Origin of the sequence: Clostridioides sp. ES-S-0190-01, assembly GCF_020658275.1 — a bacterium.
Taxonomy (GTDB): Bacteria; Bacillota; Clostridia; order Peptostreptococcales; family Peptostreptococcaceae; genus Clostridioides.
The window spans coordinates 68,484-94,427 of the sequence record NZ_JACVWA010000024.1; the positions used below are offsets into that span (position 1 = coordinate 68,484).

General features: G+C 25.9%; 36 protein-coding genes. 20 read left to right on the plus strand and 16 right to left on the minus strand.

Going from position 1 to position 25,944, the window contains the following annotated elements:
• Positions 1–61: 61 nt before the first annotated feature.
• The 16 genes from IC214_RS09600 to IC214_RS09675 form a co-directional block, all read right to left on the minus strand.
• Complete coding sequence (locus IC214_RS09600; protein ID WP_167641044.1) at positions 62–244, minus strand: hypothetical protein; 183 nt, start codon at positions 242–244, stop codon at positions 62–64.
• Between the two features lie 35 nt (positions 245–279).
• On the minus strand, positions 280–657 hold the full coding sequence (locus tag IC214_RS09605; RefSeq protein ID WP_227825343.1) for a hypothetical protein: 378 nt from the start codon (positions 655–657) through the stop codon (positions 280–282).
• Positions 629–1,414, minus strand: coding sequence for a hypothetical protein (locus tag IC214_RS09610; RefSeq protein WP_227831935.1), 786 nt, complete (start codon positions 1,412–1,414; stop codon positions 629–631). The genes IC214_RS09605 and IC214_RS09610 overlap by 29 nt, the downstream gene beginning before the upstream one ends.
• Positions 1,415–1,448: 34 nt before the next feature.
• The gene (locus tag IC214_RS09615; protein ID WP_255613153.1) at positions 1,449–2,156 is read right to left on the minus strand and encodes a Fic family protein; all 708 of its coding nucleotides are present in this window, start codon (positions 2,154–2,156) and stop codon (positions 1,449–1,451) included.
• 236 nt (positions 2,157–2,392) lie between these two features.
• Entirely contained in the window at positions 2,393–2,623 is a 231-nt protein-coding gene (locus IC214_RS09620) for a hypothetical protein (RefSeq protein WP_227825345.1), read from the minus strand.
• Positions 2,624–2,700: 77 nt separating this feature from the next.
• A complete protein-coding gene (locus IC214_RS09625; RefSeq protein WP_219673422.1) occupies positions 2,701–2,961 on the minus strand; it encodes a hypothetical protein in 261 nt (86 codons plus the stop codon).
• Between the two features lie 13 nt (positions 2,962–2,974).
• Positions 2,975–3,268: a hypothetical protein gene (locus IC214_RS09630; RefSeq protein ID WP_227825347.1), complete on the minus strand. Its 294-nt coding sequence runs from the start codon at positions 3,266–3,268 to the stop codon at positions 2,975–2,977.
• 471 nt (positions 3,269–3,739) lie between these two features.
• Entirely contained in the window at positions 3,740–3,928 is a 189-nt protein-coding gene (locus IC214_RS09635; protein WP_227821682.1) for a helix-turn-helix domain-containing protein, read from the minus strand.
• A gap of 252 nt (positions 3,929–4,180) precedes the next feature.
• Positions 4,181–4,387, minus strand: a complete 207-nt coding sequence (locus IC214_RS09640) for a helix-turn-helix domain-containing protein (RefSeq protein ID WP_227866561.1) — start codon at positions 4,385–4,387, stop codon at positions 4,181–4,183.
• Positions 4,388–4,470: 83 nt separating this feature from the next.
• Entirely contained in the window at positions 4,471–4,626 is a 156-nt protein-coding gene (locus IC214_RS09645) for a hypothetical protein (RefSeq protein ID WP_159067239.1), read from the minus strand.
• 101 nt (positions 4,627–4,727) lie between these two features.
• Positions 4,728–5,042 (minus strand): hypothetical protein, encoded by a 315-nt coding sequence (locus tag IC214_RS09650; protein WP_227866562.1) that lies wholly within the window; start codon positions 5,040–5,042, stop codon positions 4,728–4,730.
• A gap of 86 nt (positions 5,043–5,128) precedes the next feature.
• Positions 5,129–5,320: a helix-turn-helix domain-containing protein gene (locus IC214_RS09655; RefSeq protein ID WP_219673426.1), complete on the minus strand. Its 192-nt coding sequence runs from the start codon at positions 5,318–5,320 to the stop codon at positions 5,129–5,131.
• 260 nt (positions 5,321–5,580) lie between these two features.
• On the minus strand, positions 5,581–5,736 hold the full coding sequence (locus IC214_RS09660) for a hypothetical protein (RefSeq protein ID WP_219673427.1): 156 nt from the start codon (positions 5,734–5,736) through the stop codon (positions 5,581–5,583).
• A gap of 198 nt (positions 5,737–5,934) precedes the next feature.
• Positions 5,935–6,144 carry a helix-turn-helix transcriptional regulator gene (locus IC214_RS09665; RefSeq protein ID WP_022620716.1) on the minus strand — a complete coding sequence of 70 codons (210 nt, stop codon included), beginning with the start codon at positions 6,142–6,144 and terminating at the stop codon, positions 5,935–5,937.
• 472 nt (positions 6,145–6,616) lie between these two features.
• A complete protein-coding gene (locus IC214_RS09670) occupies positions 6,617–6,817 on the minus strand; it encodes an AbrB/MazE/SpoVT family DNA-binding domain-containing protein (protein ID WP_227866563.1) in 201 nt (66 codons plus the stop codon).
• 193 nt (positions 6,818–7,010) lie between these two features.
• Positions 7,011–7,154 carry a hypothetical protein gene (locus tag IC214_RS09675; RefSeq protein WP_165478437.1) on the minus strand — a complete coding sequence of 48 codons (144 nt, stop codon included), beginning with the start codon at positions 7,152–7,154 and terminating at the stop codon, positions 7,011–7,013.
• A gap of 1,118 nt (positions 7,155–8,272) precedes the next feature.
• Between IC214_RS09675 and IC214_RS09680 the strand changes: the two genes are divergently transcribed.
• From IC214_RS09680 to IC214_RS09775, 20 genes are all read left to right on the plus strand, one after another.
• On the plus strand, positions 8,273–9,187 hold the full coding sequence (locus IC214_RS09680) for a ParM/StbA family protein (RefSeq protein WP_021383103.1): 915 nt from the start codon (positions 8,273–8,275) through the stop codon (positions 9,185–9,187).
• A 13-nt stretch (positions 9,188–9,200) separates the two neighbouring features.
• Positions 9,201–9,470 (plus strand): hypothetical protein, encoded by a 270-nt coding sequence (locus tag IC214_RS09685; protein WP_021383071.1) that lies wholly within the window; start codon positions 9,201–9,203, stop codon positions 9,468–9,470.
• A gap of 190 nt (positions 9,471–9,660) precedes the next feature.
• Entirely contained in the window at positions 9,661–10,602 is a 942-nt protein-coding gene (locus IC214_RS09690) for a hypothetical protein (protein ID WP_227866564.1), read from the plus strand.
• Positions 10,603–10,781: 179 nt separating this feature from the next.
• Positions 10,782–11,030 (plus strand): hypothetical protein, encoded by a 249-nt coding sequence (locus tag IC214_RS09695; protein ID WP_227866565.1) that lies wholly within the window; start codon positions 10,782–10,784, stop codon positions 11,028–11,030.
• A gap of 8 nt (positions 11,031–11,038) precedes the next feature.
• A complete protein-coding gene (locus tag IC214_RS09700; RefSeq protein ID WP_227866566.1) occupies positions 11,039–12,478 on the plus strand; it encodes a hypothetical protein in 1,440 nt (479 codons plus the stop codon).
• Positions 12,479–12,596: 118 nt separating this feature from the next.
• Positions 12,597–12,875 (plus strand): HU family DNA-binding protein, encoded by a 279-nt coding sequence (locus IC214_RS09705; RefSeq protein WP_227825357.1) that lies wholly within the window; start codon positions 12,597–12,599, stop codon positions 12,873–12,875.
• Between the two features lie 157 nt (positions 12,876–13,032).
• Positions 13,033–13,218 carry a hypothetical protein gene (locus tag IC214_RS09710; RefSeq protein ID WP_021383067.1) on the plus strand — a complete coding sequence of 62 codons (186 nt, stop codon included), beginning with the start codon at positions 13,033–13,035 and terminating at the stop codon, positions 13,216–13,218.
• An 80-nt stretch (positions 13,219–13,298) separates the two neighbouring features.
• Entirely contained in the window at positions 13,299–14,498 is a 1,200-nt protein-coding gene (locus IC214_RS09715) for a calcineurin-like phosphoesterase superfamily domain protein (RefSeq protein ID WP_021383116.1), read from the plus strand.
• 131 nt (positions 14,499–14,629) lie between these two features.
• A complete protein-coding gene (locus IC214_RS09720; RefSeq protein WP_021383133.1) occupies positions 14,630–15,457 on the plus strand; it encodes a hypothetical protein in 828 nt (275 codons plus the stop codon).
• Positions 15,447–16,220 (plus strand): terminase large subunit domain-containing protein, encoded by a 774-nt coding sequence (locus IC214_RS09725; protein ID WP_021383135.1) that lies wholly within the window; start codon positions 15,447–15,449, stop codon positions 16,218–16,220. Before IC214_RS09720 ends, IC214_RS09725 begins: the two co-directional genes overlap by 11 nt.
• Positions 16,221–16,883: 663 nt before the next feature.
• Positions 16,884–17,993, plus strand: coding sequence for an IS200/IS605 family element RNA-guided endonuclease TnpB (gene tnpB, locus IC214_RS09730; protein ID WP_227825358.1), 1,110 nt, complete (start codon positions 16,884–16,886; stop codon positions 17,991–17,993).
• 144 nt (positions 17,994–18,137) lie between these two features.
• Positions 18,138–19,124, plus strand: coding sequence for a hypothetical protein (locus tag IC214_RS09735; protein ID WP_227866567.1), 987 nt, complete (start codon positions 18,138–18,140; stop codon positions 19,122–19,124).
• Positions 19,093–20,577 (plus strand): hypothetical protein, encoded by a 1,485-nt coding sequence (locus IC214_RS09740; RefSeq protein ID WP_227866568.1) that lies wholly within the window; start codon positions 19,093–19,095, stop codon positions 20,575–20,577. The genes IC214_RS09735 and IC214_RS09740 overlap by 32 nt, the downstream gene beginning before the upstream one ends.
• Positions 20,540–20,767 (plus strand): hypothetical protein, encoded by a 228-nt coding sequence (locus IC214_RS09745; RefSeq protein ID WP_021383029.1) that lies wholly within the window; start codon positions 20,540–20,542, stop codon positions 20,765–20,767. Before IC214_RS09740 ends, IC214_RS09745 begins: the two co-directional genes overlap by 38 nt.
• A gap of 12 nt (positions 20,768–20,779) precedes the next feature.
• The gene (locus IC214_RS09750; RefSeq protein ID WP_227866569.1) at positions 20,780–22,162 is read left to right on the plus strand and encodes a hypothetical protein; all 1,383 of its coding nucleotides are present in this window, start codon (positions 20,780–20,782) and stop codon (positions 22,160–22,162) included.
• Positions 22,163–22,201: 39 nt separating this feature from the next.
• On the plus strand, positions 22,202–22,660 hold the full coding sequence (locus tag IC214_RS09755) for a hypothetical protein (protein ID WP_227825363.1): 459 nt from the start codon (positions 22,202–22,204) through the stop codon (positions 22,658–22,660).
• Positions 22,661–22,703: 43 nt separating this feature from the next.
• Positions 22,704–23,675, plus strand: a complete 972-nt coding sequence (locus IC214_RS09760) for a hypothetical protein (protein ID WP_227825364.1) — start codon at positions 22,704–22,706, stop codon at positions 23,673–23,675.
• A gap of 25 nt (positions 23,676–23,700) precedes the next feature.
• Positions 23,701–24,270 (plus strand): hypothetical protein, encoded by a 570-nt coding sequence (locus IC214_RS09765; protein WP_227825365.1) that lies wholly within the window; start codon positions 23,701–23,703, stop codon positions 24,268–24,270.
• A gap of 44 nt (positions 24,271–24,314) precedes the next feature.
• Positions 24,315–24,950, plus strand: coding sequence for a hypothetical protein (locus IC214_RS09770; protein WP_227825366.1), 636 nt, complete (start codon positions 24,315–24,317; stop codon positions 24,948–24,950).
• The gene (locus IC214_RS09775; protein ID WP_227825367.1) at positions 24,943–25,935 is read left to right on the plus strand and encodes a hypothetical protein; all 993 of its coding nucleotides are present in this window, start codon (positions 24,943–24,945) and stop codon (positions 25,933–25,935) included. The genes IC214_RS09770 and IC214_RS09775 overlap by 8 nt, the downstream gene beginning before the upstream one ends.
• The last annotated feature ends 9 nt before the right edge of the window (positions 25,936–25,944 follow it).

The window sequence follows — 25,944 nt, forward strand, 5'->3', positions numbered from 1 at the left end:
ACTATGTTAATCTTTTAATTCTATCTTTTATCTACATATATTTTTAAACTATATCATTTTTTTACAATATTATTTCTATCAAACAAGAGATAATTAAACTAAATATAACTAAAATAAGCCAACCAATAAAACTTTCTTTCTTATTATCAAACATATTCAAAAACTTTAGTGAATCTTTAAATATTGAAATAGATAATCCTATAATTACACAAATTTCTAATGCAAAAAATAATGTTTTAAACATTTTTTCTCCTTTTAAAATGGTTATTTTAATCACTATTAACTAATTTGATGATATTCTCTCCAATTAAAATTATCACCTTCTTTTTTAAGCCACCAATAGTCTTCATGTGAACAACCATGACATTTTTTACATATCTCCCAAGGGTCATAGAAATCTAATCCAAGACCTTCCAAGATACTATTCAATCCGTGTCTCTCTTCTGGCATAACTCTATCCCCTATAAAATCTCTTATATTTTTATCATTAGGCTGATAATCTAGTCTCAAATCTGTGTAATCATATAACAGTGGTGGCAAATAATTTATATTATCTACTGTATCATACAATTTAAAACTAAATTTATCTTTGCCTTCATCATAAATAAAATCACCTATAGGAATATCTTTAAACATTAGCGTATATTTGTCTAACATAATGTAATCTCTCCTTAACTAAATCAAATATCACTTCTATTCTAGTTTTTGAAATAACATCTTTATATTTTAATAATATTTTTTCTATATCTGAGTCATTAAAATCTAAATTTATTTGTGGAAGTTCTTTTATCAATTTTATTTGTGAATAATGTTTATTCATAAATGGTTTAGCTTTATCATACTTTTTTTTATTAAAAGGTTTAGTTTTTAATGTTTTTAATGTCTCGATATCTAACATAGAATATAAACTCAATCCATTATCAAATATTGGTGCAAATCTAATTTCATTCGTTTTAATATTTTTTATATATCCAAAATTATTATAATGTCTATCAATATTGTTGACAATGAAATCAAATATTAACATTTGATTTAAAAACTCTTTAAAGTTTGGGAAATCATCTATAATTGTATCATAATCCACTTTTCTATTATAATGTTTTCTCATAGTTATAAATTGTTCTTCATTGTCATTTAAAAAATTTAAACTTCTACATACCAGTATATCTTGTTCTTCAAAATCTGAATTTCCCTTTGTATGAATTTTTACTAAATCATACTGTATATTATTTACATTTAATAAACTTCCTATGTCACTACATATACATTCAGTAATAGGTTCTAATGAACTAAATTCTCCAAAAAATAAAGTCCCTATTTTATAATAATAATTTGAATTTTTCCATTTATAATAAACACCCTTAGAACTTCCAATACCTGCAAAAGTATTTAAATCTTCCGTTCTGTAAAGCATAGTTTTCACTTCCATTCATTTGTTTAATTATGGGTTAAAAGTTCCACAAATCTTTATTTTTTTCTTTGTAGTCATCTAAACTTTCAAAATATTGTTCTAAAGGTCTATAATATTCATTAGAACAACTTTTTAAAGCGTGTCTATAATCATCTACAGTATCACTTGATACTATAATTAATTTCAAATTATTCTCAAGTATTTGTTTAAGTAATATAAATCTTCCTATTCTTCCATTACCATCTTGAAAAGGATGAATGATTTCAAATCTATAATGAAATTCTACTAAATCTTTTACTGTAATATCTTTTAAATTATTATACCATTCAATAAGTTCTAACATCTTTGGTTCTACTTCAAATGGTTGGGCTAATACACTATTAGTTCCTATTATTCTATTTGGTATTTTTTTATATACACCAGATAGTCCCATATTATGGATACTTGAGTTATACATAAGTTGACCATGTAAATCTTTTATATACTTTTCTGTCAAACATTCTCCTAAAGTATCTATTACAGTTTCAAATACATAACTTGAATTTACTGTTGTTATAACATCATCTAAAGTATGGTCACCTTTTACAATGTTGTACTCAATTAAATCTTGCAAACTTTCACTTGTGAACGTACTTCCTTCTATTTTATTTGAATGAAATAAAAAATTATGCCTTAAGTCTTTATATAAAGCATTTGGTATGTTTTTAGTATATTTTAATTTTTCTATAAACTTATTTTCAATCAATATATTCATCTCCATTTTTTACTTTATTTTATATTAATAATATTAACAAAAAGTATTATCTTTTACACTATCTTTTGAACTTTATTTGTTAGTAATGATATTTAATTGAGAAAAAAATACTATTATTCTTTTCTCAATCATTCAATCACACAATGAATTAATTTTTTAGGAATTCTATACTTACGAGATATAGAGTTCCTTTTTACATTCATTAGATATTATATCTAGTAATGTTCTCACCTTATCTCATTATTTACCATATTCTTTAGAATATCTAAATTATCATATACATATATAATACCATTTAAAAATTGAGTTTGTTGTTTTATATATCTTCTTATATCTCTGCTCTTTGGATATTTAACCAATAAGTCTTTAAATTTCTCAATAATTTCATTTCTTGCATTAATGTCTTTTTCTATGTATTCTAATTGATTTAATATTGATAACTTATCACAACGATTCATTTACGTACCTCCAGTTGACAAATAATATTTCATAATAGAAAAGACACCTTAATTTTAAGATGTCTTTTTATGTACTACTATTTAATTGCCTTAAGTTTAGCTATTTCATTCCAATTTTTAGATGTGGCTATTTCTACAAAGTTTATGTCACTTTTTAGAGAGTCTATTTTTTCACTAGCTTCTGTTATACCTTCCATGTTTCTAGCAACTTGGTTATAAGTTAAGTCTAGTTTATTCTTAATTTCTTCTTGTCCTTCTTTTAGGTCAATAAGTTGATTGTCAATACTGTCAAATCTACTTTGCATTTCCTGTAATAATTCTAATATTTTTTCATCCATAACGTTCGCACTCCTATCTTACAGACTTAAGTTTCGCTATGTCTGTCCAATTACTTGATGTAACTATTTCAACTTTATTTAAATCCTTTTTTATATCTGTTGTATCTTCTACTAATTTAGATGTATGTTTAATGACTGCATCTAATGTATTTCTATTAATTTTTACATCTGATTTAATTTCTGTAATATCATCTTGCATTGTATCAAGTCTGTTTTCAATACTACTAAATCTAGTATCTATATCTTTTTTCATTTCTGTAATGCTACCTTGCATTTCTTGTAATAATTCTAATATCTTTTCATCCATCACGACCACACTCCTATCTATTATTATAACATAATTTTAAGTGTTGTATTCTAACACTTACTAAAATAATCTAAGATAAAGACCTTAAATTATCTTAGTAAATATTAGATAGTTTATGACCATATAGGTGTTAAGCAGTACAAACTATAATTTTAATGCTTAATCTTTAGTACTTTTTATAACGCAGTACTTTACAACTGCTATGTCATATTAAAGTGTATTGAGTGCCATTATAGAAGTAATTTAATTGATACTTCAAATTTTTATATGCTTTAATTGGAAACCTTTATTAATTTACTTATTTAATATTATTTATAGCTAGAGTTTTAAGAAGACTTAGCCTGTTACTTCTATGAGAGGTGGTTCAGTGTTTTCTTGTTCTCCTTTGCTATGATTTAATTATATAATATCATCTCATTTTTGACAAGTCATTTTTGAGATTTATTTTTGAAAAATAATGGAATTAATCGATTAATCAAGTAATTCCAATGGGTTTACATCTAAAATTTTGTATATTTTCTCCAATTCAGTTACAGTAAAATCGGTTTTACCTTGTTCTTTTCTATTATATGTTTTATAATTTATATCTATTAAAAGAGAAAACTCTAATTGTGTATACCCTTTTTGTTCTCTAAGTTCTTTTAATTTATCAAGTTTCAATTTTTATTCACTCCTTTTTCATTCTATATGTTATATAATATTTTAAGAATAGTATTTTGTCAAATTTGACAATATTGTAAGAATAAACAAATTACTATAAATTAGAATTATATATTTTAGCTTATTTTTTATATTCGATTCTAAAAACTAAAGGTATGGGAAAACCATAGAGTGAATGTATTGAAACATGCTTAGAATGGATTTAAATGGCTTGTACAATATGTTATTGTAATAAAATAGACTAGCTATAAACTAGTCTATTTTTCTATGTGGTTCTAATAATTCATTTGCTTCTATATCTAAGTAATATAATATTTGTTCTAGTTCTTCAACTGAAAAATCTCTATGCCCATTTTCCTTATAAGCATATGCCCTTATACTCATACCCATTTTAGTACTTAATGTTTGTTGGGTATAACCTTTTTGTTCTCTCAACTCCTTTAACTTATTAAGCTTCATTAAATCACCTCTTGTAATTTTAATATTGGGTGTGTTACAATATACCCATAATATACTACTTATAAGTATATTGTATCTTGTTATTAGTTATTAATCATGTTCATTAATATGTATAACAAGCCTATAAATGAGATTAAAGCAAAAACTATTTGTTCAGCCGATTTAATCATCTGAACTATGAGCTTTTCAAGTTGTGCGACCAACTCGATTAGCTCTTTTATTTTGTCTTTGGTTATCATTTAAGACACCCCCAATATTAAATTGTATAAGGTAGTGTTAATTACTACCTTAATTATATTATACTGCTTAAGGTAAAAATGTGCAAGTAAAAGATTACTTATTATTCAAATCCTTTAAGTTCAAGAAGTTCCTTCCAATTATTTATAATTATACTTTCTAAAATAGATAACTTATTATTGAATTTATTTGTATTACTCTCCATTTTTAATATAGCCGTTTCAACTGATTTCATACTAATATTATCATCTGAATTACTAGTACTTTGAACAATTTTCAATAAGTCAATTTGATTTACTATTTTATCTTGATTACTTTTTAATTTAAGAATATCTGTACTTATTTTATTTTGTGAGGTTTTAATTTCTTTAATATCAGTTTTTAATTCTTCTAATAAATTGATTATACCAGTATCCATACTTAACCCTCTTTTCTGTATATTTTAGTTATGTTTTAATATTATAACATGGATTCCTGTGGATAACTTATATAAAAAAAGAACTACTATATATCAAGTAGTTCATTTGGGTTTATATCTAAGTAGTTACATATTTTCTCAAGTTCGCTTACTGTAAATTGATTTTCTCCTTTTTCTTTTCTATGGTAATTTCTTAAAGATATGTCTAGCATTCTAGCGATATCCTCTTGAGAATATTTTTTTTCTTTTCTTATATCAATTAATTTTTCTAATTTCATGTTATCACCTCATTAGTATTATAACAAAAAGGAGTTACTTAATGTATAAGTAACTCAATAAAGATATTAAAGATAAACAATATACATTGCTTTAAGTGCAAAATATAAGAAGAATAATAAACCGAGTATCTTTAATATTTGTAATGTAGTTTCAATGTGTTGATTCATATAATCACCTCATTTACTTTTGATATTAGGTGTGTTACAATATATCCATAAAAATATTACTATGGATATATTGTAAGATTACTTTACTAAGTTTATTTTAGTATGTAGTTTAGTATAGTAATCCAGCCAAACAAAGAAACTAAGGCAATAAATATTGTTTCAAGTGATTTAATCACTTGTACTATGAGCTTTTCAAGTTGGTGACACAACTCGATAAGCTCTTTTATTTTGTCTTTGGTTACTTTCATTAGGCACACCTCCCTAATATTAAATTGTATAGATAAGATTAATTCTTATCTTAATTACATTATACATAATAATGACAAATTTGTCAAGAATTATATGTCAATAAAGTCGTGACTAAAATCTCGGTAAAATATTTCTGAAATATATTTACACATTAAAATAGACTAGATATGTTACAACCTAGTCTATTGAGTGTTATACTATACATTTTTTCTATCTAACAAACTTAATATTTCCTCATCACTTAAATTCAATACGTCAAATATCTTTTCTAAATCTCCAATGTAAAAAGGTCTTTGTCCATTCTCCTTACTTGAATAACTTCTATAAGACATATCAATATAAGTAGATAATTGTTGTTGTGTTAGTCCCCTTTCAAGTCTATATTGTTTTAATAAATCCAGTTTCATTTAGTATTCACCTCCTAAAACAAGTGTTTAATGTTTATTATTAATGCAATAATAACTATTAAACAACCAATACCGTACAATATACATGTTCTCGTATCTCTTTTCATAACCTGTTTAAATGTGTTATAATATATAGTAGACGTATCACCCATACAAGAGGTTGCACCCTCCTGTATAGGCTTATTGTTTTACTTATTAATAAAACAATAGATAGTTATTAGAGAGCTTATTACACTCACTATGTTAAAGGTTATGATAAGAACATTCTTTAACAATAAAACTTTGTTGATACGTCTATTATGCTTACCCACATTATTGTACCTCCTTTCTGTTAAATTTTGGTACAAGTTTATTATACCATCAACAACTACAATATTGCAAGTTGAATTGTAAAAAATATTATAGGAGAGTTGTTCTAACTGTTAAAACAACTAAAAAAGGTAGTAGATTATACAATCCACTACCTTAGTAATTAAAGTTCATTGTCTGCAAACTCATCATATTTTTTAATTGTTATAGTTTGATTATACTCGTCGTATTCAACTACAACAGTCTTGTCGTCTTGAGTTAATCCCATATCACGAACCCACGTAATAGGTAGACTTATCCTTGTATATGTTGAACCTGCCCCACCTTTTGCAAATGATATATTTAATTTTCTTTTATTATCCATTTTAAAAACTCCTTTATTATTTATTTATTTTAATGAATATATATATAATTAATATTAAAAATATAATTTTTATTAATAACTTTGTAATATTTAGAAAAAGCTTTAATATTTTATTTTTCATTGTATAATTAGTCACAAAAATGATATAATTTAGTTACTAGAAGGTAGGTAGGAACTACCTTCTAGTAAAGTGTTAAAATAGTTTGTTTAATAAAGTTATTAATGCAACTATTTTAGCAATAAGCTTAATGATTGAATTAAGTGTTAGATTAAGCTTATCTATTATTTTGTTAAGTTCGTCAAGTGCCTTGACGAACTTTTCAAGTTTTTGTGACATCTCATCACCTCCTATAATTATATTATATATAGCATGATGCTATAAGTCAATAGAAAAATGGAAAATAAAGTTAATTTTTTATTTCTTCTTATTATATTTATAATTTCAATCATTGTAATATTATAAAAATTCTATTCATTAAAAAATATTGTTTATCATGGTTATTAAAAAGGCTTACCTATCCATAATTAAAAAATTTATAAAGTGAATGAAAAAAATAATTATAAAAAATAAAATATTCGATTATACAATGTAACAGTATTAGAATATGGCATAATTATATTGTTAACTGACGTATTGCTGACAAAATTATAAAAAATATTATTGGAATTATTGAAAATACTAGGTTTTATAAAAATAGACATAGAATAGTTTGTTTTATGCTATATATAATAGTGTTGCTTAAAAGTTTAGTGAAAAGTAATATTTTATTTAAAAAAATAATATTTATATGATTTTAATTAATAAAGTAAAGTAAAAATAGCATAGGGGTATTTTTAGGAAAGGCTTTGTGTTGTCAGTGAAAATTTTCGACTAGTTCTTTCATTTCCACATTTAAATATTTATATAAATTACAGACGACTTTACAGAAGAAATGACTCCATAGATTGCATGCAAAATTAAAACACATAAAATCTTTTTATTGAAACTTCTTATTCTAAAATTAAGTTTTAATATAGAAAATATAAAATAGAAATGTATGTATTGATTATTATAAAAACTACTAGAATAAATAAAAATAATATTATAAGTAATAACTTTAGATATACAGGATAATTTACTCTACTATATCAAAGTATTGTCTGTAAGAAAATGAATTTCAAAATAGTATTAAAAGTTTACTATTACATTGTAAATAATCATGAAAAATAGACTTAAATACTATGAAAAAAATAAACTATATTTAAACTAAAAACAAGTTAAATATAAACTAATAAAAGTTTATGTAAATGTAATAGTGTATATTTAAACTAAAAATGAATTAAAATAAGTTCTAATTTAAACTTAAAAACAAAAAATGTCAATTTATAGTTGAATTTTTGTTTATAATTAATTCAAATGTTAATTAATTATATGATATAATATAATTAGCAAATATTTACTTAGGAGGAATTAAAATGGAAGAAAATTACCAAGTTATAGGGTTAGATATAGGAAGAGGTTATGTAAAAGGATTTAGTAAGTATAATGGTATGGTTAAAGAATGTTTATTTAAATCTGTATTTGGCGATGGCAGAAATATAGATTTTGAAAAATATACAGACCCTATATATATAGATTTTGAAAGTGTTAGTTACTTTGTAGGATCTCTAGCAGAAAAAGAAAGTATAACTCCTATTAGAAATTCTGATGATTCAAAAACATCTTTTACAATGAGAATATTAGTTGCAGCCGCTCTTAATGAAATAGCTGTAGCCGATGAAGTAAAAATAATGATGGGTGTTCCATATAAATCATTTAGAAAAACTACATTAAAAGAAGTAATAGATACATATAAAGGTAAAACATTTAAAGTAAAAGATAAAATAAAAGGTGGACACAAAGAAATAAAAATATCTGATATATCAATTTTTAGAGAAGGAGATGCTGCACTATTTCATACATTAGAAGGAAAAGTAAATGAAGATAAAGCTGTTGGTATGGTTTCTATAGGTTTTAGAAGTACTGAAATGTCTTTCTTTGAAAAAGGTTTTGTATTTAACGATAAACTATCTGATACATTAGAAGCTGGAAATCAAGATGCATTAACAATGGTTCAGAAGCAACTAAAGGATAGAGGCATAATAAGAGAACTTAATGAAATAGATAGTTCTAATGATTATGATGAACTTAAAAAGGTTGCTTATATAATGGCTTCTGAAAGCACTGCTCAAAGAATTGCCTCTAAATGGAAGAACATTGATGAAATGGATGTATATGTATCTGGTGGTACTGCATTGCATATGAAATTTGATAATAGATTTAAAGTATCTGAAGATGCTCAAATGGCAACTTCTAAAGGCTTATTTGAAGTAGGTATCGAACAATTCTAGGAGTGATATAAATATGAAGAAATCATCTAGCTTTTATTTGGAAGAAGATATATTTGATGAAATAGAAAGATATCAGAATGATAGAAAAATAAGTAGTAGAAACACAGCTTTAGAAAGAATTATATTAGAATGGAAAAATTTATTAGAAGAAAATAAATTATTAAAACAATGTTTAGGCAATAGTACATTTAAAGATAATAAAGAAATTTCAATTACAGAAGAGAAAATTATAAAAAAAGAAAATCCAATTATTAAAAATATATTTAATAATATGCCAGATTAATGACAAATATCTGCTCTTTAATTTAAGGAGTAGATATTTAACAAGATACTTGAGAACGGAGAGTTTATATGTTATAATGAAAATATACTATAAACTAAAGATATTATTATTCATGAAGCTTTAATTTATAATAATTTTAACATAGTTTTATATAAACATTGTATTAGATTAATAAATAAAGAGGAAGGGTGTGATACTTATAAATAAAGGTAATGAATTTGTAAAAAGTGTAATTGTAACAGACAATAGAACTGGAGAAATAGTGGAACATCGAGGAATGAAAAGAGGCGAAATAGTCGAGATTAACAAAAGAAAAGTATGTTTTACACCAGAGCAAAAAGCTATTATGAATAATAAAAAAAAATTACCATCTCACAATTTTAAGCTAGGGGGCTTTGTATTCTGTGCTTATGTGAAAAATGAATTGTTATTTAATGAAATAAGTATAAGTAGAGCAAATATCAGTAGATTAATATATCTTACAACATATTTAAATTACAATACAGGAGAAGAAAACTTATTAGTGAAATATTCTAAATATAAAGAAATAGTCCCTATAGATAGAAAGAATATGAGAGAAATATTAAATCTTAAAGACAGAGCATTTAGAGAGTTTCTAACAGATGTAAAGAAAAACAATTTATTATATGAAAGTAATGGAAAATTTTATATAAGCACAGAGTATTTTACAAAAGGCATTTCTAAATTTAAAGATAAAGACTATACAAGAATATATATAAACACAAGTAGGTTCCTCTATGAACACAGCACTCCAAGACAACATAAACAATTAAGCTATATATATCAACTCATACCATATATACATTTCGAAAGTAATATATTATGTTTAAATCCAAATGAATTAGATATATCAAAATTAGAAAAAATGAGTTTACACACAATTTGTGAATTATTAAATGTTAGTACAATAAAACAAGACATGAATAGATTTAAAAAAGAATTGCTAAAATTTTATATAAAGTTAGATGAAAATAGGTTTTATGTTTTTAAATATGTAATAGTAGAAGGAACTTATAAAAGTATGGATTACTTTATTATAAATCCTTATGTTGTTTGGAGAGGTAATAATTTAAACATTGCTAAAAGAACAATTAATTTATGCTTTTTCTAAATAAGTTTCTAAGATATAAGAGGTAATAAACCTTAAAAAATTGAAAAAGTTCAGTAAAAACAGCTGAAAAATAAAATTTATAGGTGGCATAGAAATGTGACTAAAATACAAAAAACTGGCATAAAAATGTTACTTATAGATAATAGCATTTAATATTGTTAGCAAGATAAAGGTGAAATATGAAAAAAGAAGAATTAAAGGTAATATACTTAGAAGATTTATGCGAGTTAGAAAAAACAAGTATACATAGAAATACATATCAGATTTTTGATGAAGAATATGAAGGTGAAATAGATAGATACTATGAATTAAGCCAAAGATCTTCATATGAAATAATTAATAGAAAACACAAAGAAGATTTCAAAGATGAGTTATGGGATTATGATGATACAAATTATAATGACAGATTACAAGGAAGGGAGATATAATCTTTTTAATGTACAATAATAACAATTTTTATGAAAATATAAATGGTAGATATGTTCAAGATTACATAAAGAATTTGGATTATAGTATAGGTGATTGTGAAGATAGAATTACGTATGTAGAAGAAATATTAGAAATTAAACATACTTGGTTTGAAGAAGTAAGTAGAAATTATACAGATAAATACTATAATTCTGTTTCAAAAAGAAACGAAGAGGTTATTACAAAAGTAAAGTATCAAGAGAAAAAACAGTTTAATAATGAATTTTGGGAAGAAATATTTGAACAAACTTCAGATAGCCCTTTAAATAAAGATGGTATATATTATGTAGACAAAAATGGTGAAGAAGTAGCAATGGAGTATAAGAGATTTATTAAGTGGTGTAAATTAAAAGATATAAGTCCAACTGAATATGTAGGTGCAGTTAATCCATTTAGTAGTAGTGAAGGAACATGGGATTATAACAATAATGATACTTCTAAAGTTAAATTAATATTAAATAAAAATGATAGCACATATTCAACATCAAATATAGCTAAAAGCTTAGAAATATTAGCTAGTTACATATTAGCAGTAGATGATAAAAGTAAAGAAACTAAAATAAAAATGTACAATTCAAAAGAACTTTTCAAAAGAGCATGTCAAGAAGAGGCTCTTCTAAATAAAATAGCTACATTCAATGGTGAAAATACATATTCAAAAGCTTCAAATAAAGATGAACTCAAAGAAGATAATTCATTTGCAATTTTCCAGATACCCAAAAACTATAAAAAAATAAAAGATATTAAAATAAAATCTAAAGATATTAAAAAATATCCTATGTTAAAAATGTATTCAGATACTTATGAATGGTATAAAAGCAAATATAAGGAACTAGGAGATAGAGAATTAAATAAGGAAGACTTGAAGATAAAAAGGGTAGTTAGAAAGAATTTGAAATTATTAAAAAATGACATGATTGATGCTAAAAATTCAATAGAAAGACCTATTGTTTGGAAGGCACCATTAAAAGACTCTGGTAACCCTGATTGGAATTATTTAAATATGTTTGATAAAACCCATGTCAAAGAACTTTTAAGAGTTCAGAAAGGAAATGATTTACAGGATGATTTATCATGTATTGTTATGGATTTAAATAACATTATTTCCAAGATTGAATTTACTAAAATACAAATAGATATATTAAGCATGTATAGGAGAGATAAATCTTTGGAGTATATTTCTGATATTATGAATATAACTTCTCCAGCAGTAAGCAAACAAATTGATAAAATAGTAAATAAAATAATTAGTACTTATGAAAAAGAGTATGAAGAAAATTACTATTATATGTCTGTTTGCAAAGGAAAGTACAAGAAGTGTAGTAGATGTGGGGAAATCAAATTATTATCTAAATTCGATAAGAATGGGAAAAAAGGATATAGGTCAAACTGTAAGAATTGCAACTAGTTGGTGGGGAAAAGTGGTTAAGAAAATGCTTGTTTAAAACATATTAATAGTGTAAGGGGATAAAAATAAGACCTCTTATTATCAAATGAAAATTACATGAAAAAGGGAGATTGGAAATATGAAGACTAAAGAATTTATAAAAATAATAGCAGAAGGGCTAGAGATATCACAGATAAAAGCAAGAGAAATACTTGATGTGATAGAAGAAAAAAGAAATGAAGTATTAAAAAGCGGTGATGAGTTGACTCTTATGGGAGTAAAATATTTAACTAAGGTACAAAAAGGTAGAGAGGGTGAAATAACCCTTGAAAATGGAACTAAAAAGCTTTGGAAATCAGAAGATAAGATAATACCTAAATTAAAAGCAGTTAAATCCTTAAAAGATGCAGTAAAATAATGTATAGTACTATATACTTAATATAATAGGAGTTAGAGGCTTATCTAGCTCCTTAATTTAAATAATTTTTATAATTGATTTAAACCCTGGGAAATAAATAATTCCCAGTAGACTTTATAATAAAAACATATAAAAAATAAATTTAAGGAAGATATTTATGAAAAATAATAAAGGAACTGTTTTAGAAAAATGTGAAATAGTAAAAGAAGAAGATGGAACAATAAAGATTGTAGAACATTTAAAAGACGGAGATCATGAAGTATTACTTAGTGATATTTTAGATAAATATGCTGGTGATACAGATTTAAATATAACAATTAGATTAAGTGAAACAATAGTCTAAGATTAGTATCTTAGACTATTTATTTTTTTACTAATATATTGATAATGATATTTATTTAATAAAATAGGGAGATATTAAATATGGAAGATATATTAAAGAGAAAAGAAAAAGAGACATTAGAAGATTATAGATTCAGAATTAGACTAGCAAAAGTTAATAAAGAAGTAGATTTAGATTGGGGTGAAATAGTTGAACTATTGGGTTTAGAATGTTCACCAGATCATTGTAGAAAAATCTCATATGGTTTAAAAGAGGCGCATGATTATATTAATTCAAACATTCCAAAATATTTTAATGAAGAAAAGTTAAATGATATAGAAGAAAAGATATTAGAATTAAAAAAGATTAGAGTACAAATATCTGATGAAAGAGCTTTAGTTAATAGAAAAATAAGGGAATATTCAAGGCTAGATAGTATAATTAATTTATTTAATAAAAAAATAAATGAGAAATCACATTATAAGCCACTTTTAGAAACTTATAATTACAAAAGATATGAGCCTTTAAATCAAGAAGCTATTATTCTTATTTCTGATATTCATTATGGATTGGAAGTAATTAATTCATTTAATAGATATAATACTAAAATATTTAAAGTACGAATAAATTATTTGAAAAGTAGGATTGTAGAATATTGTGAACTTCATAAAATTAAGAGATTGCATATAATGCTACTTGGAGACTTAATTTCTGGTCATATACATAATTCTATAAGATTAGAAAATAGAGAGAATATAGTTGAACAAATTATAGAAGTATCTGAAATACTCAGTGACTTTATATATGAGCTATCTCAGAGAATTGATGAAGTTGTAGTTTATTCAGTAGGAGGAAATCATGATAGAGTTCTTCCAAAGAAAGATGAAAATTTAGATAAAGATAATTTTACACTATTAATAGATGAATACATAAAATTAAGAATTAATAATATAAATAATGTTATATTTCAAAACAATGTACAAGACAATGATATAATAATAGCCAAAATATGTGGAAATACATGTCTAGGAGTCCATGGAGATAAAGATAAAATATCAACTGCAATTCCTAAGCTTACATCTCTAATAAAAGTCATTCCTGATTATATCTTCATGGCTCATCTACATAATTGTAAAGAAGATAGTTTTGGAGAAAGTGAAATATGTGTAAATGGAAGTTTCTGCGGAACAGATACATACGCTAAAAATCTAAGATTAAGTTCATATGCAATGCAAAAATTTATGATATTTAATGAAAATGGAAGATTGTGTACTTATAATATAAATTTAAGTAAACTATAAACTATTTATTAAGAGCTGAGTTAAGTTTATAGTTGTAGACTTATCTCAGCTCTTAATTGAACTGAATCTCCCTATTAACCACTAGGGAGTTAATTCTCTAGTGGTTTTTTTTATGGTGGTGATAATAATATATGGCAGTAAATAAGAAAAAATGTTCTTGCTGTAAACAAGAAAAATATGAAGAAAGATATTTCTGGAAAAGTTATAGTTATATATATTTAGATAGTGGAAGATTACCTGTGTGCAAAGAATGTTTTAAAAACATCTTTGATAGACTAGAAAATAAATATAATAGCAATATAAAAGCATTAAAACATACATGTCTTAATTTTGATATTTATTTTGATGATAAGTTAGCAAGTGAATTGAGAAATAAAAAAATTGAAGATTTTATTGATGAATATATGAAGATTATTAATCGAAATTCAAGATATCGAGGAAAGACATCAATTGATAATTCTATAGAAGATAAGATTAATTGTGCTTTTGAAGCAAATGAAGTAAAAATAAACAATGATATGGTTGAAAGATGGGGAGCTGGGCTAAGAGAAGAAGATTATATGTTCTTAGAAAATAAGTTTAATGAGTTTTCTACTGCATATCAATGTAAAAGACCTGCTGAAAAGATGCTATTAGAACAAATATCTAAATGTTTATTAAGAAGTGATGAGGCACTAAGAAATGGTGATGCTACAGGATTTGAGAAAATGAATACCTTAATATCAAAACTTATGAATGATGCAAATATAAAGCCTATTCAAGAAGCAAGTTTAGCGGAAAATGAAACTATTACATGGGGTACATGGATTGATAAGATAGAGAATTATAGACCTATAGGAGAGCCTTCAGAGCAATTTAAAGATGTAGATAAAATAAAAACATATATTAATAAGTGGTTTATAGGGCAAATGAGAAAAGTATTTGACTTAGCCAGTGAGGACAATCCAAATGACAACTAAAACTAGAAAGTTAGATAATCATGAGATTAATTCAGATAAAACTAAAGCTTTTGAAGAAGGTATAATTGAATGGACTAAGTTCTATAGAGAAAATCCTCATAGATTTTGTATAGATTATTTTGGACTCAATTTGTATTTAGTTCAAAGCATTTTAATATATATGTTTGACAAAGTTAACTATGCAATGCTTATATGTGCTAGAGGATTTGCAAAGAGTTGGATTGCTGCCGTATATGCATGTTGTAGGGCTGTTTTATACCCAAATTCTAAAATTGGTATAGCTGCATTTACTAAATCGCAGGCAGAACTTATTATAAGAGAAAAGATAGAAAAAGAATTAGTAAAACAATCTCCTATGTTAGCTAGAGAGATTAAAAAGATAGAATATAATAATAAATTTTCTAAAGTAACATTTCACAATGGAAGTACTATAGAAGCTATAGTCTCAAATGAGCAATCAAGAGGTTTCCGTTTCAATATTCTTATTGTAGATGAGTTTAGATTGGTAAAAAAAGAGATACAAGATAGAATTCTTAAACCATTTCTAAATGTAAGTAGAAATTTGAAGTTTAAAAAAGATGGAAAATATGAAGATTATCCTCCAGAACCTAATAAAGAATTGTACTTAAGTAGTGCATGGTTTAGGATGCATGAAGCATATGATAAATTTAAATTGTATGTGAAAGATATGATAGATGGTAGAGATAAATTTGTACTTAATTGTAATTATAAACTTTCTCTTCATCATGGGATACTTGATTAAAAAATAGCTACGCACACTTGTGACTTTAGTCGTGAGTTAGTAGCTAAAATAGTCAGCATATAGGGAAACTTATATGTAGAGATAGGATATAACCTATCCAATACTACCTGAATTGCTGGAAATCCCTAAAGCTAACCAAACTAAAACACAAGGATGAAATAAACCTAAGTGTGAAAGTTACGAAAGTAGAAAAAATTGGTTAGATAGTATAAGGTTAAACCCTAAGTACTTTAAAATGGGCAATCAGCAGGTAAGCTCCGAATAGGAGAAACTTCAACGACTATTCCTCTTGAGGGAAGTACACTACAAGCTATTGGTAGTGGAAGTGGGTAGACCTTAACGGATAACGCCGAAGGATAAGATATAGTCTGTGCTTACATGAAAGTGTAAGAAGTTCATAAGAGAACTGCATAGGTAGTAGCGAACTTATGCGAACGACAACCTCAAAAATGATAAAAGTTAGGACTTACGGTTCTTACATATGTTATTTAAAAATAAATATAAAAACCTTCAAAATACTTGTTTAAAAAAATTTACCTTGTTAATATTAGGATGGGTGAGTAAAATTTGAAGTAGCTCAGATATGTATAAATACCATATAGTATGGTGTGTAAAATATGGATATCGAGTATTAACATAATCATAAAAAACAAGTAAAGTGAGGTGATAGTAGTGGAAAAAGCATATAAGTTTAGAATGTATCCAAATAAAAAACAGCAAGAGTTAATTAACAAAACTTTTGGATGTTGTAGATTTGTATATAATAAATATCTTGCTAAAAAAATAGAAGTTTATGAAAATGATAAAGAAACTTTTACTTATAAACAGTGCAGTTCTGATTTGACCAATTTAAAAAGAGAGTTAGAGTGGCTTAAAGAACCTGACAAATTTTCACTACAAAACACCTTAAAAGATTTAGAAAACGCATATAAAAAATTCTTTAAAGAAAATACAGGATTTCCTAAATTTAAATCAAAGAAAACTAATAGGTTTTCATATAGAACTAACTTTACAAATGGAAATATTATGCACCTTGGTCAATATATAAAATTACCTAAACTTGGTATGGTTAAAGTAAGGGATAAACAAGTACCTCAAGGGAGAATACTTAATGCTACTATATCCAAAGAACCAAGTGGTAAATATTATGTATCATTATGCTGTACTGATATAGATATTAAAGCATTTGAAAATACTAATAGTCAGATAGGTTTAGATTTAGGAATTAAAGAATTTTGTATCTCAAGTTGTGGACAATTTATAGAAAATCCTAAATATCTTCAGAAGTCATTAAACAAACTTGCTAAATTACAAAGAGAATTATCGAGAAAAACAATTGGTAGTTTAAATAGAAATAAGGCAAGATTAAAAGTCGCAAGACTTCAAGAACATATAGCTAATCAAAGGAAGGATTTTCTACAAAAACTATCTACTAAATTAATAAGAGAGAATGATATTATTTGCATAGAGGATTTACAAGTAAAGAATATGACTAGAAATAGTAAACTATCTCTTTCTATTTCTGATGTGTCATGGTCAGAATTTGTTCGTCAATTAGAATACAAGGCTAATTGGTATGGTAGACAAATTGTAAAGGTAGGTAAATTCTTTGCAAGTTCACAAATATGCAATAAATGTGGGTACAAAAAAGAGGAAATGAAGAATTTAAATATAAGAGAATGGATTTGTCCTTGTTGTAATGTAACTCACGATAGAGATATAAATGCAAGTATAAATATACTAAAAGAAGGATTAAGACTAATAACAGTTTAAAATAGATAACGTATGTAAGAACCGTAGGAACTACGGGGATAGCCTGTGGAGAATTGGTAAGACATATTTTAGTATGCGAAATTCTATGAAGCAGGAACTCTGTGACTTTAGTCATGGGAGGTTCAGAAGGAAAGAGCAGATGAAATGAAAAGAGAAATGGATGCTGTTTCTTGGATTATGGAGATGGAATCACTTTTCTTTGGAGAAAATGAAGATGCAATATTTAAATCATCTTATGTAAATCCATGTAGGACATTAAAAAATCCATTTTATCCTCCAACAGATTTGGAAGTGTTATCTGCTAAAAACGGAAAAATAAAGTGTAATCTACAAAAAAGAAAAGGTGAACTAAGGATAATTTCTGCTGACATTGCTATCGCAGAAGGAGACAATAATGATAACTCAGTATATACATGCTGGAGATTATTGCCCGAGAAAGATTATTATGAAAGAATGGTTGTTCATATAGAATCTCATAATGGTATGAAGCCAGATAAACAAGCAATAAGATTAAAGCAATTGTTCTTTGATTTTGAAGCAGATTTCTTAGTTATAGACACTCAAGGAGTAGGGCAAAGTGTTTTATCTGATTTACTTAGAGTTAATTATGATGATGCTAGAAATAAAGAATATAATGCATTTTCTCACACTAATACAAATCATTTACATAATAATTTTACTACAAAAGAAAATTATCCAGTTATATTTGAGATTAAGGCATATGGACAAATAAATCATGATTGTATAATTGGTTTACTGGATGTATTTCTAAAAAATAGAATAAAATTACCTATAAATGATGTAGAAGCAAATGATATGTTAAGTAGTACATCTGGGTATGCAAAGAAAAATTATACAGACCAAGCAAGAATGATATTACCATATAAACAAACTACACTACTTGTAAACGAATTAATTAACTTAGAAACTGTTAAAAATGATGGTCAAAAGTGGCTTAAAGTTAAAGAAAAAGGGAAAGCACGAAAAGACAGATATTCTTCTTTAGCATATGGGAATTATCTAGCAAATTTACTGGATATAGAATTAAAAAAGAGAAATAGTAAAGAAAATGGACAAATAATTTCATTCTGGTCAGGAGGTGGAAACCATAATAGAACTCAAAGGAGATAAAAAAGATTATACTTTAGACCAAATAAAATACTTAAATGAGCAACTAAGGCAAAGAAATTATGCAATGATAGAAAATACTATAAATCTGTCAAATGAAATGTACAAGATAAGAAATATAAGTAGAGACCAAGTAAGAAAAGCTATGATAGACCCTTACAAAAACGTAGAATTACTACAAAAGGTAAGTCTTTTACTTAAAGAAACATCTGGTACATATAAAAGAATTCTAAATATGATTTCAACCATGAATACATTTGACCATTATATAATACCAGCAAATATTTCTAAATTCAAAGATAAAGATGATTATATCAACTCTTTTTTTAAGTCAGCTACATTTCTAAAAAAATATCAACTTAAACATATTTGTCCTTGGATAACTGAAAAAGTATTAGAGCAAGGGGAAATATACTTATATAAAATTGAAGATTCAAAATGTATAATGATGCAACAAATACCAGCTTCTTATTGCACAATAACATCCAAAGTAAATGGGGTATTAAGGTATGGTATTGATTTACGAAAAATAAATAGAAAGACTTTATCAGCATTTCCAGTAGAAGTTCAAGACGCATATAAAAAATTAAATGATGGAAGATTAAAAAAAGAAGACTTAATAGAAAATAAGTATTATGAATTAAGTGATAATGCTGTAGCATTCAACATAGATATTGATTCCACAAAAGGAATACCATTTTTTAGCTTTTTATTTGATGATATTTTAGAGCTTGAAGATATGAAAGATTTAAAGGGTTCTAATGCAATTATTGAAAGTATTAAGCTAATACATGGAAAAGTACCTTATGGTAAAAATGATGAACCATTAGTTGCATTTGATTTATTAAGTGCATACTACCATGATATAAAATCCAATTTACCAGCAGGGACATCTGTAGCAGTAACTCCACTAGATATGGAGGGGATTAATCTAAGTGATGGAAAATCAAAGATTAATGATTATGTTAAAGAAGCAAAAGAATTTATATTTGATAATGCTGGAATTAACACAGCACTTTTTAATTCAGATAAAATAAATACAGAATCTATTGCAGATGGTGTTATAGCAGATAGTTTAATACCAATGAGAATTCAAAATGAAATAGAGACATGGATAAATTATGAATTAAATAAAAAGAATTCATCTAAAGCATTTCAACTTTACTTTGTTGGTACAACTCATTTTAACCAATCTAAGATATCACAACAACTTAGAGAAAATATAAATAGTGTAGGAGATAGCAGGCTAGTATATTTAGCTAGTACTGGAAAAGAGCCAATTGAAATTGCTAATTTATATAAAGCAGAACAACTAATGGAAATAGATGATTTGTTGCCAGTTAAACAAGCTTCATATACATTTTCAAATAATGATGCTGGAAGACCTACTAATGAAGACAAAGGTGATGGTGGTACAAATGGAAATAAAACAGATAGAAAAGATGAAAACAAATAATAAAAGATTTATTATTGCATTTACGAGTGATAAAAAAGACGAATTAATGAAAAAAGGATTTACTTTTATTAATGAAAATAAATGTGGTGAAGAATCATTTTATTTATTTGAAAATAAGCCTGATGAGATACTTAATTTTAATAAGGAAGATTTTAAAGATATAAGTTTTAGCGATGTAATGTTTATTTAAGGAGGTGAGACGTTGAAAGTAGTTAGTATTCCATGTGAATTTGAGACATTTTCTAATGAAGAAGATAATAGAAAATTAAATGTAAAACTAAAAATTTTACATGAAGGTAAAAATTTAAATAAAACTAAGTTTGATTTGTCAACTATAAATGAAGCAGAATCAACTTTATCAGATATACCAATACTTGGATACATAAAATATGATGAAGAAGAAAATGCAGTAGATTTTGATGAGCATAATATGATAACTAAAATTGTAAAAGATGAGGATGGCTACTCTATAGAGTATAAATTTTTAGAAAGACCGCTTGGTGTGATTCCAAATAATACTGAAATAACTTATACAGAAGAAGATGGAAAGACATATCTAAACTGTACAGGGCTTATATGGAAACATTATTCTAACTCAGCATATCAATTATTGACAGAGTCAAAGTCAAAAAGTGTAAGTATGGAAATAGCAGTTGAAGATGGAGAAGTTGATAAAGCTGATGGATATTATAATATTAAAAGATTTAGTTTTTTAGGAATTACTATTTTAGGAGATGATGTTGCACCTGGAATTGAGGGAGCATCTATAAATACATATAGTAATTTTTCAAAATATAAAAAAGCAATTTATGATATTTGTAAAGAAATGTATTCATTTAAAGGGAAGGAGGAAAATGTGTTGGATAAAAAGAAAAATGATTTATTATCAATAGAAGATATAGATATTTCTATTAATAGTCAATTAAAAAATAAGATGGTTGAGGTTGAAGACCCTTATTGGGGAGGTAGATACACAGCAAGAGAATATTATTTAAGAACTATTCTGCCTGAAGAAAAAATAGCTATATTAGAAGATAATATAAATTATTGTAATTATTATGGTGTACCATATTCTATAGATGGAGATGATGTTGTTTTAGATTATGAAAACAGAAAATCATATATAGAAGAATGGAGAGAGAAAAAAGAAGAAGAAGTTATAGAAACTTTTTCTAAAGAGGATACTTTAAAAGAATTAGTACTTGAAAAGTTTAGTGAAAAAGAAACTGAGATAAAAAATCTAACTGAAGAGTTGGGAGTTTTAAGAAAATTCAAGGCCGATAAAGAAATGGAAGAATATAAAGTAGAAGTTTCTAGTATTATCTCAGAGTTTAATTCTTTAACAGAAGATGAAGTTAAGACTTTTAAAGAATCCACTATAAACAAAGAGTTATCTTTAGAGGATTTAAGGAAAGAGTTAAGTTTACTTGATTATACTAAGTTAAAAGAAAACACAAAGAAATTTAATTTTGATAAGGGACTTATAGTGGAAGAAGCAAAGATAAATTATTCATCTACATTAGAAGATGAAAATAAAAATACAAAATCATATGAACAAATATTGAAAAAACACTCAAATAAGTAGTGTTTATTTTTATGAAAAAATAAAAAAGGAGATATAAAAATGGCAGATAAAGCGATATTAAATTGTGATATAGACAAGTACCCAGATGTTGTAACAGCAAAAAATGGAAGTGATGTACTAGAAAATGGTGCAATAGTAGCGTTAGGTGGCTTAGTAGATTCAGAGCTAGGAAACGATTGTTATAAAATAGAAAAGTTATCAGAGGGATGCAGATTTGGAATTTTAGACAGTGTTGCACTTCAATATGATGAAAGATTAGATGAAAGAGATTATGAATTAAAAGCAAATGAAATAGATAGAGTCAGATTACCTCATAAGGGATTATGTATGACTTTAGCTAAAAAACATTTTGATGGTGTTGTAGCTGTTGGGGATGAATTAGAACTTAAAGCAGATACATATAAGTTGACAAAGAAAACTACTGGAATAGTAGTTGCAAAGGTTGAAGAATTATATACTTTTAATGGACAAGATTCAGTATATGTATCTTTTATATAGAAAATAAAATCATAATAAATAATTAATGGAAGGTGGAAAAAATATGGCTATAGATATAATAGCATTAAAAGATTTATCAAGTGATATATTAAATGGAAAAGTAAAAAATTATGCTCAATGTGAAGATGCATTAAGAAAAGAAATAATAGATATATGTGGAGGGAAATGGGGACAATATACGTTCTTTGAAAATAAATATAAGATATTTCAAATATTATCTGAAACAATAACTGATAAAGTAAATAGATTAACTGAAGAAGCATTTTCAGATTTTTGTGATGTGGAAAACTTTGATTTAGGCAATAAAAAAGAATTTACAGTTAAAAATACTGATTTATTAAGAATTGCAAATATAGCTGAAGGTAAAAATAGTACAAGAAGACAAAGACTATTAGGTAAAAAAGTTCCTACATCTGCATTTAAATTAGCAATAGCTATATATGAAGAGTTTGATAGATTTATAGCTGGAAGAATAGATTGGTCTGAAATGGTAGATAGAGTATCTTCTACATTCCAACATCATATAGCAGAGGCAATAGCATCTACTATGGAAGGGGCTTACGCATCTGTGCATACTAATTTAAAAACTAGTGCTGCTTATTCAGATAAGGACTTAAAGAAAATAGTTAATAAAGTAAAAGGTGCTACTGGACAATCTGTTGCTATATATGGAACTCCAGAAGCAGTAGGAAATATAGAAGGTGTTGGAGCTGACTTAGATAAAGATGACAAAAGAAATTTTGGTTATGTTAAAAACTTTAGTGGAACACCTGTAATAGAATTACCTAACTATTATGATGCTGAAAGAGATAAATGGGCATTAAGTAATAGTATTTTATATGTTATACCAAACGATGAGAAGATAATCAAATTAGGATTTGAAGGCGACACAATGATAATAGAAAATACTGATGGAATAGCTAGAGATGACCAACAAATAGAGATGTTCATGTCAAGAAAAATGCATTTAGGTGTTGTTGTTGCTTCTAAATTTGGAATGTATAAAATACAATAATATTATTTAGAAGGGAGATTTTTTAATGGCTGCTAAGACAAAAAAAGATGTTTCAGAGGAAGTTGAACAAATAAAAACTTCTAAAAAAACATATAAAGAATTAAGAAATGAACTGAGGAAACTCAAAGATGAAATAGAAGTAGAGATAATGAACTTAGATACTGGAACAGTTTTATATAGAGATAGAGATGAAAGATTAGTCTTTGAAATGAATAAAGTGGGAGAAAAGACATTTATTATACTATCTGACTTATATGAAATATCAAACAAACATAGAGGTTATTTTGAAAACTATCTTATAACTATAGTGGATGTTGATAGTGATTATTATACTGTTGAGGATATATTAGAGTATTTAAGTTTAAAAGATGTTTATGAAGGTCTAGGTGGGTATGATTTAGATTACATAAATTATATATTATTAAAATTAGATAATGATAGATTTATGAATATAGTTGAAAAAGCTAACTATGGTTTAATAGAGTGTTTAGGCTCAAGAGTAATCGAATTATATAAAAAGGGTAAGTTTGATTCTCATTATAAGGAACGTTTAATAGCTACTAGACTAGGCTTACAAAGCTTATTTGAGGATTAGGGTGGTGTTATACATCATCTATTTTATAAAAGAGTGGTGATGATATGGCTACGCCAGTAAAAGAGATATATAAGCAATTTCTTTCTCTAATAAATGATGAAGAGATGCTATTACTTGAAGAGGAAATAATTGAGGATATGATGTATTCATATCTTCAAAAGGCTACATTTGATTTTTATGAATGTAGAAAAGATTTGTCTATAATAGGACAAGAAGAGTCTTGTATTACAATTCCAATTGACCAATTGGAATTTATTATTGAATATAATAATAAATTTGCAGAAATAAAACTAATAGGAAAATATACAGATAAAGAGTATGAAATCAATAAAGATTATATTGTAGAGTTTAGAGAAGAAGACTGTATAATAACCTTTGAAACAGAAACAGAAGAAGAAATCTTATTTAAGAGTAAATATCTAGGAGAAATAATTTCAGACCTTAATTTAGATGAAATAATTATATTAGCTTATGGAATGATGATTTGGTGGCTTCAACCTAAGATTCTTAGAGAAGAAAATTTAAAACAGATGTTAACTGACTCAGATTATAATACTAAGTCTGGTGCTAATATGTTAGCAAAGCTTTGTTTGTTAGAAGTTCAAATTAGAGAGCAACTTGCCAAATACAAGACAAGATATGTATATAAAGGTTTTAAAGGTTGGGATAAAATTGAATAGTTATATTAGTAATTATAAAAAAAGAATTGGACTAGGATGCTCAACTCCTAAAGAAAAAAGAATATTACAACTGAGATTAAGTTTTAAGAAATATTTAAAAGAAACACCAACCTGTATTGAAGTACCTATAACTGATATAGATGAAGTTTGTATAACAGAAGATACTAAAAGAGCTATAGTTGCAATTAATGATATAACTAATAATGATAAAAGGTCACTAGATGAAAAAAATCTATTAGTTGAATCGGATTTAAATGTAGATGTAGGTTGTTATCTTTTTTATGATAATTGTTACTGGCTGACTATATTTAAAGAACATAAAGAAATGGATACATATAAGCATTTTATAATAAAAAGATGTAATCAATTCTTTAATTATAAGTATAAAGGTCAAACATATAAAATTCCTCTCTCAGTAGAAAACTTAACTTTATATTCTGATGGTATGGCAGATAATAAATATACATCTGTAGCAGATACAAAAAGACAACTTTATTTTGGAAGTAATCATATAACTAAAACTATAGATATTGACACTAGAATAATGTTAACTGGTAAAACTGTATTTAGAGTTACATCGGTAAATGACTTTGAGTATAATGGCAGAGAAACAGGCTCAGATGGACTTATTAAAGCTATATGTTTACAAGATGCTTTAATTTCAAAAGATGATACAATAAATAATATTGCTTATAATGAGTTATCTGAAAATGATAATGTAATTATCCCATTTAGTAAGATTATGGGTGAAGAATTTATTAATCTAGGCGAAGAAAATGAATACACTATAGACCATGCTCAAGGTGTTGAGTGGCTCTTAGAGAAGCAGTATAACTATTGTAACATAATTAATCAAGATGAGAAATTGTGCGTCTTACAATCTAACACACTAGCTAAATATTCTGGCTTAGAAGTACTGCTATTAGCTAAAGATAAAGATACAAATGAAATAATAGATACTAAAAAGATAATGCTAAGGGGGTAGATATTATTA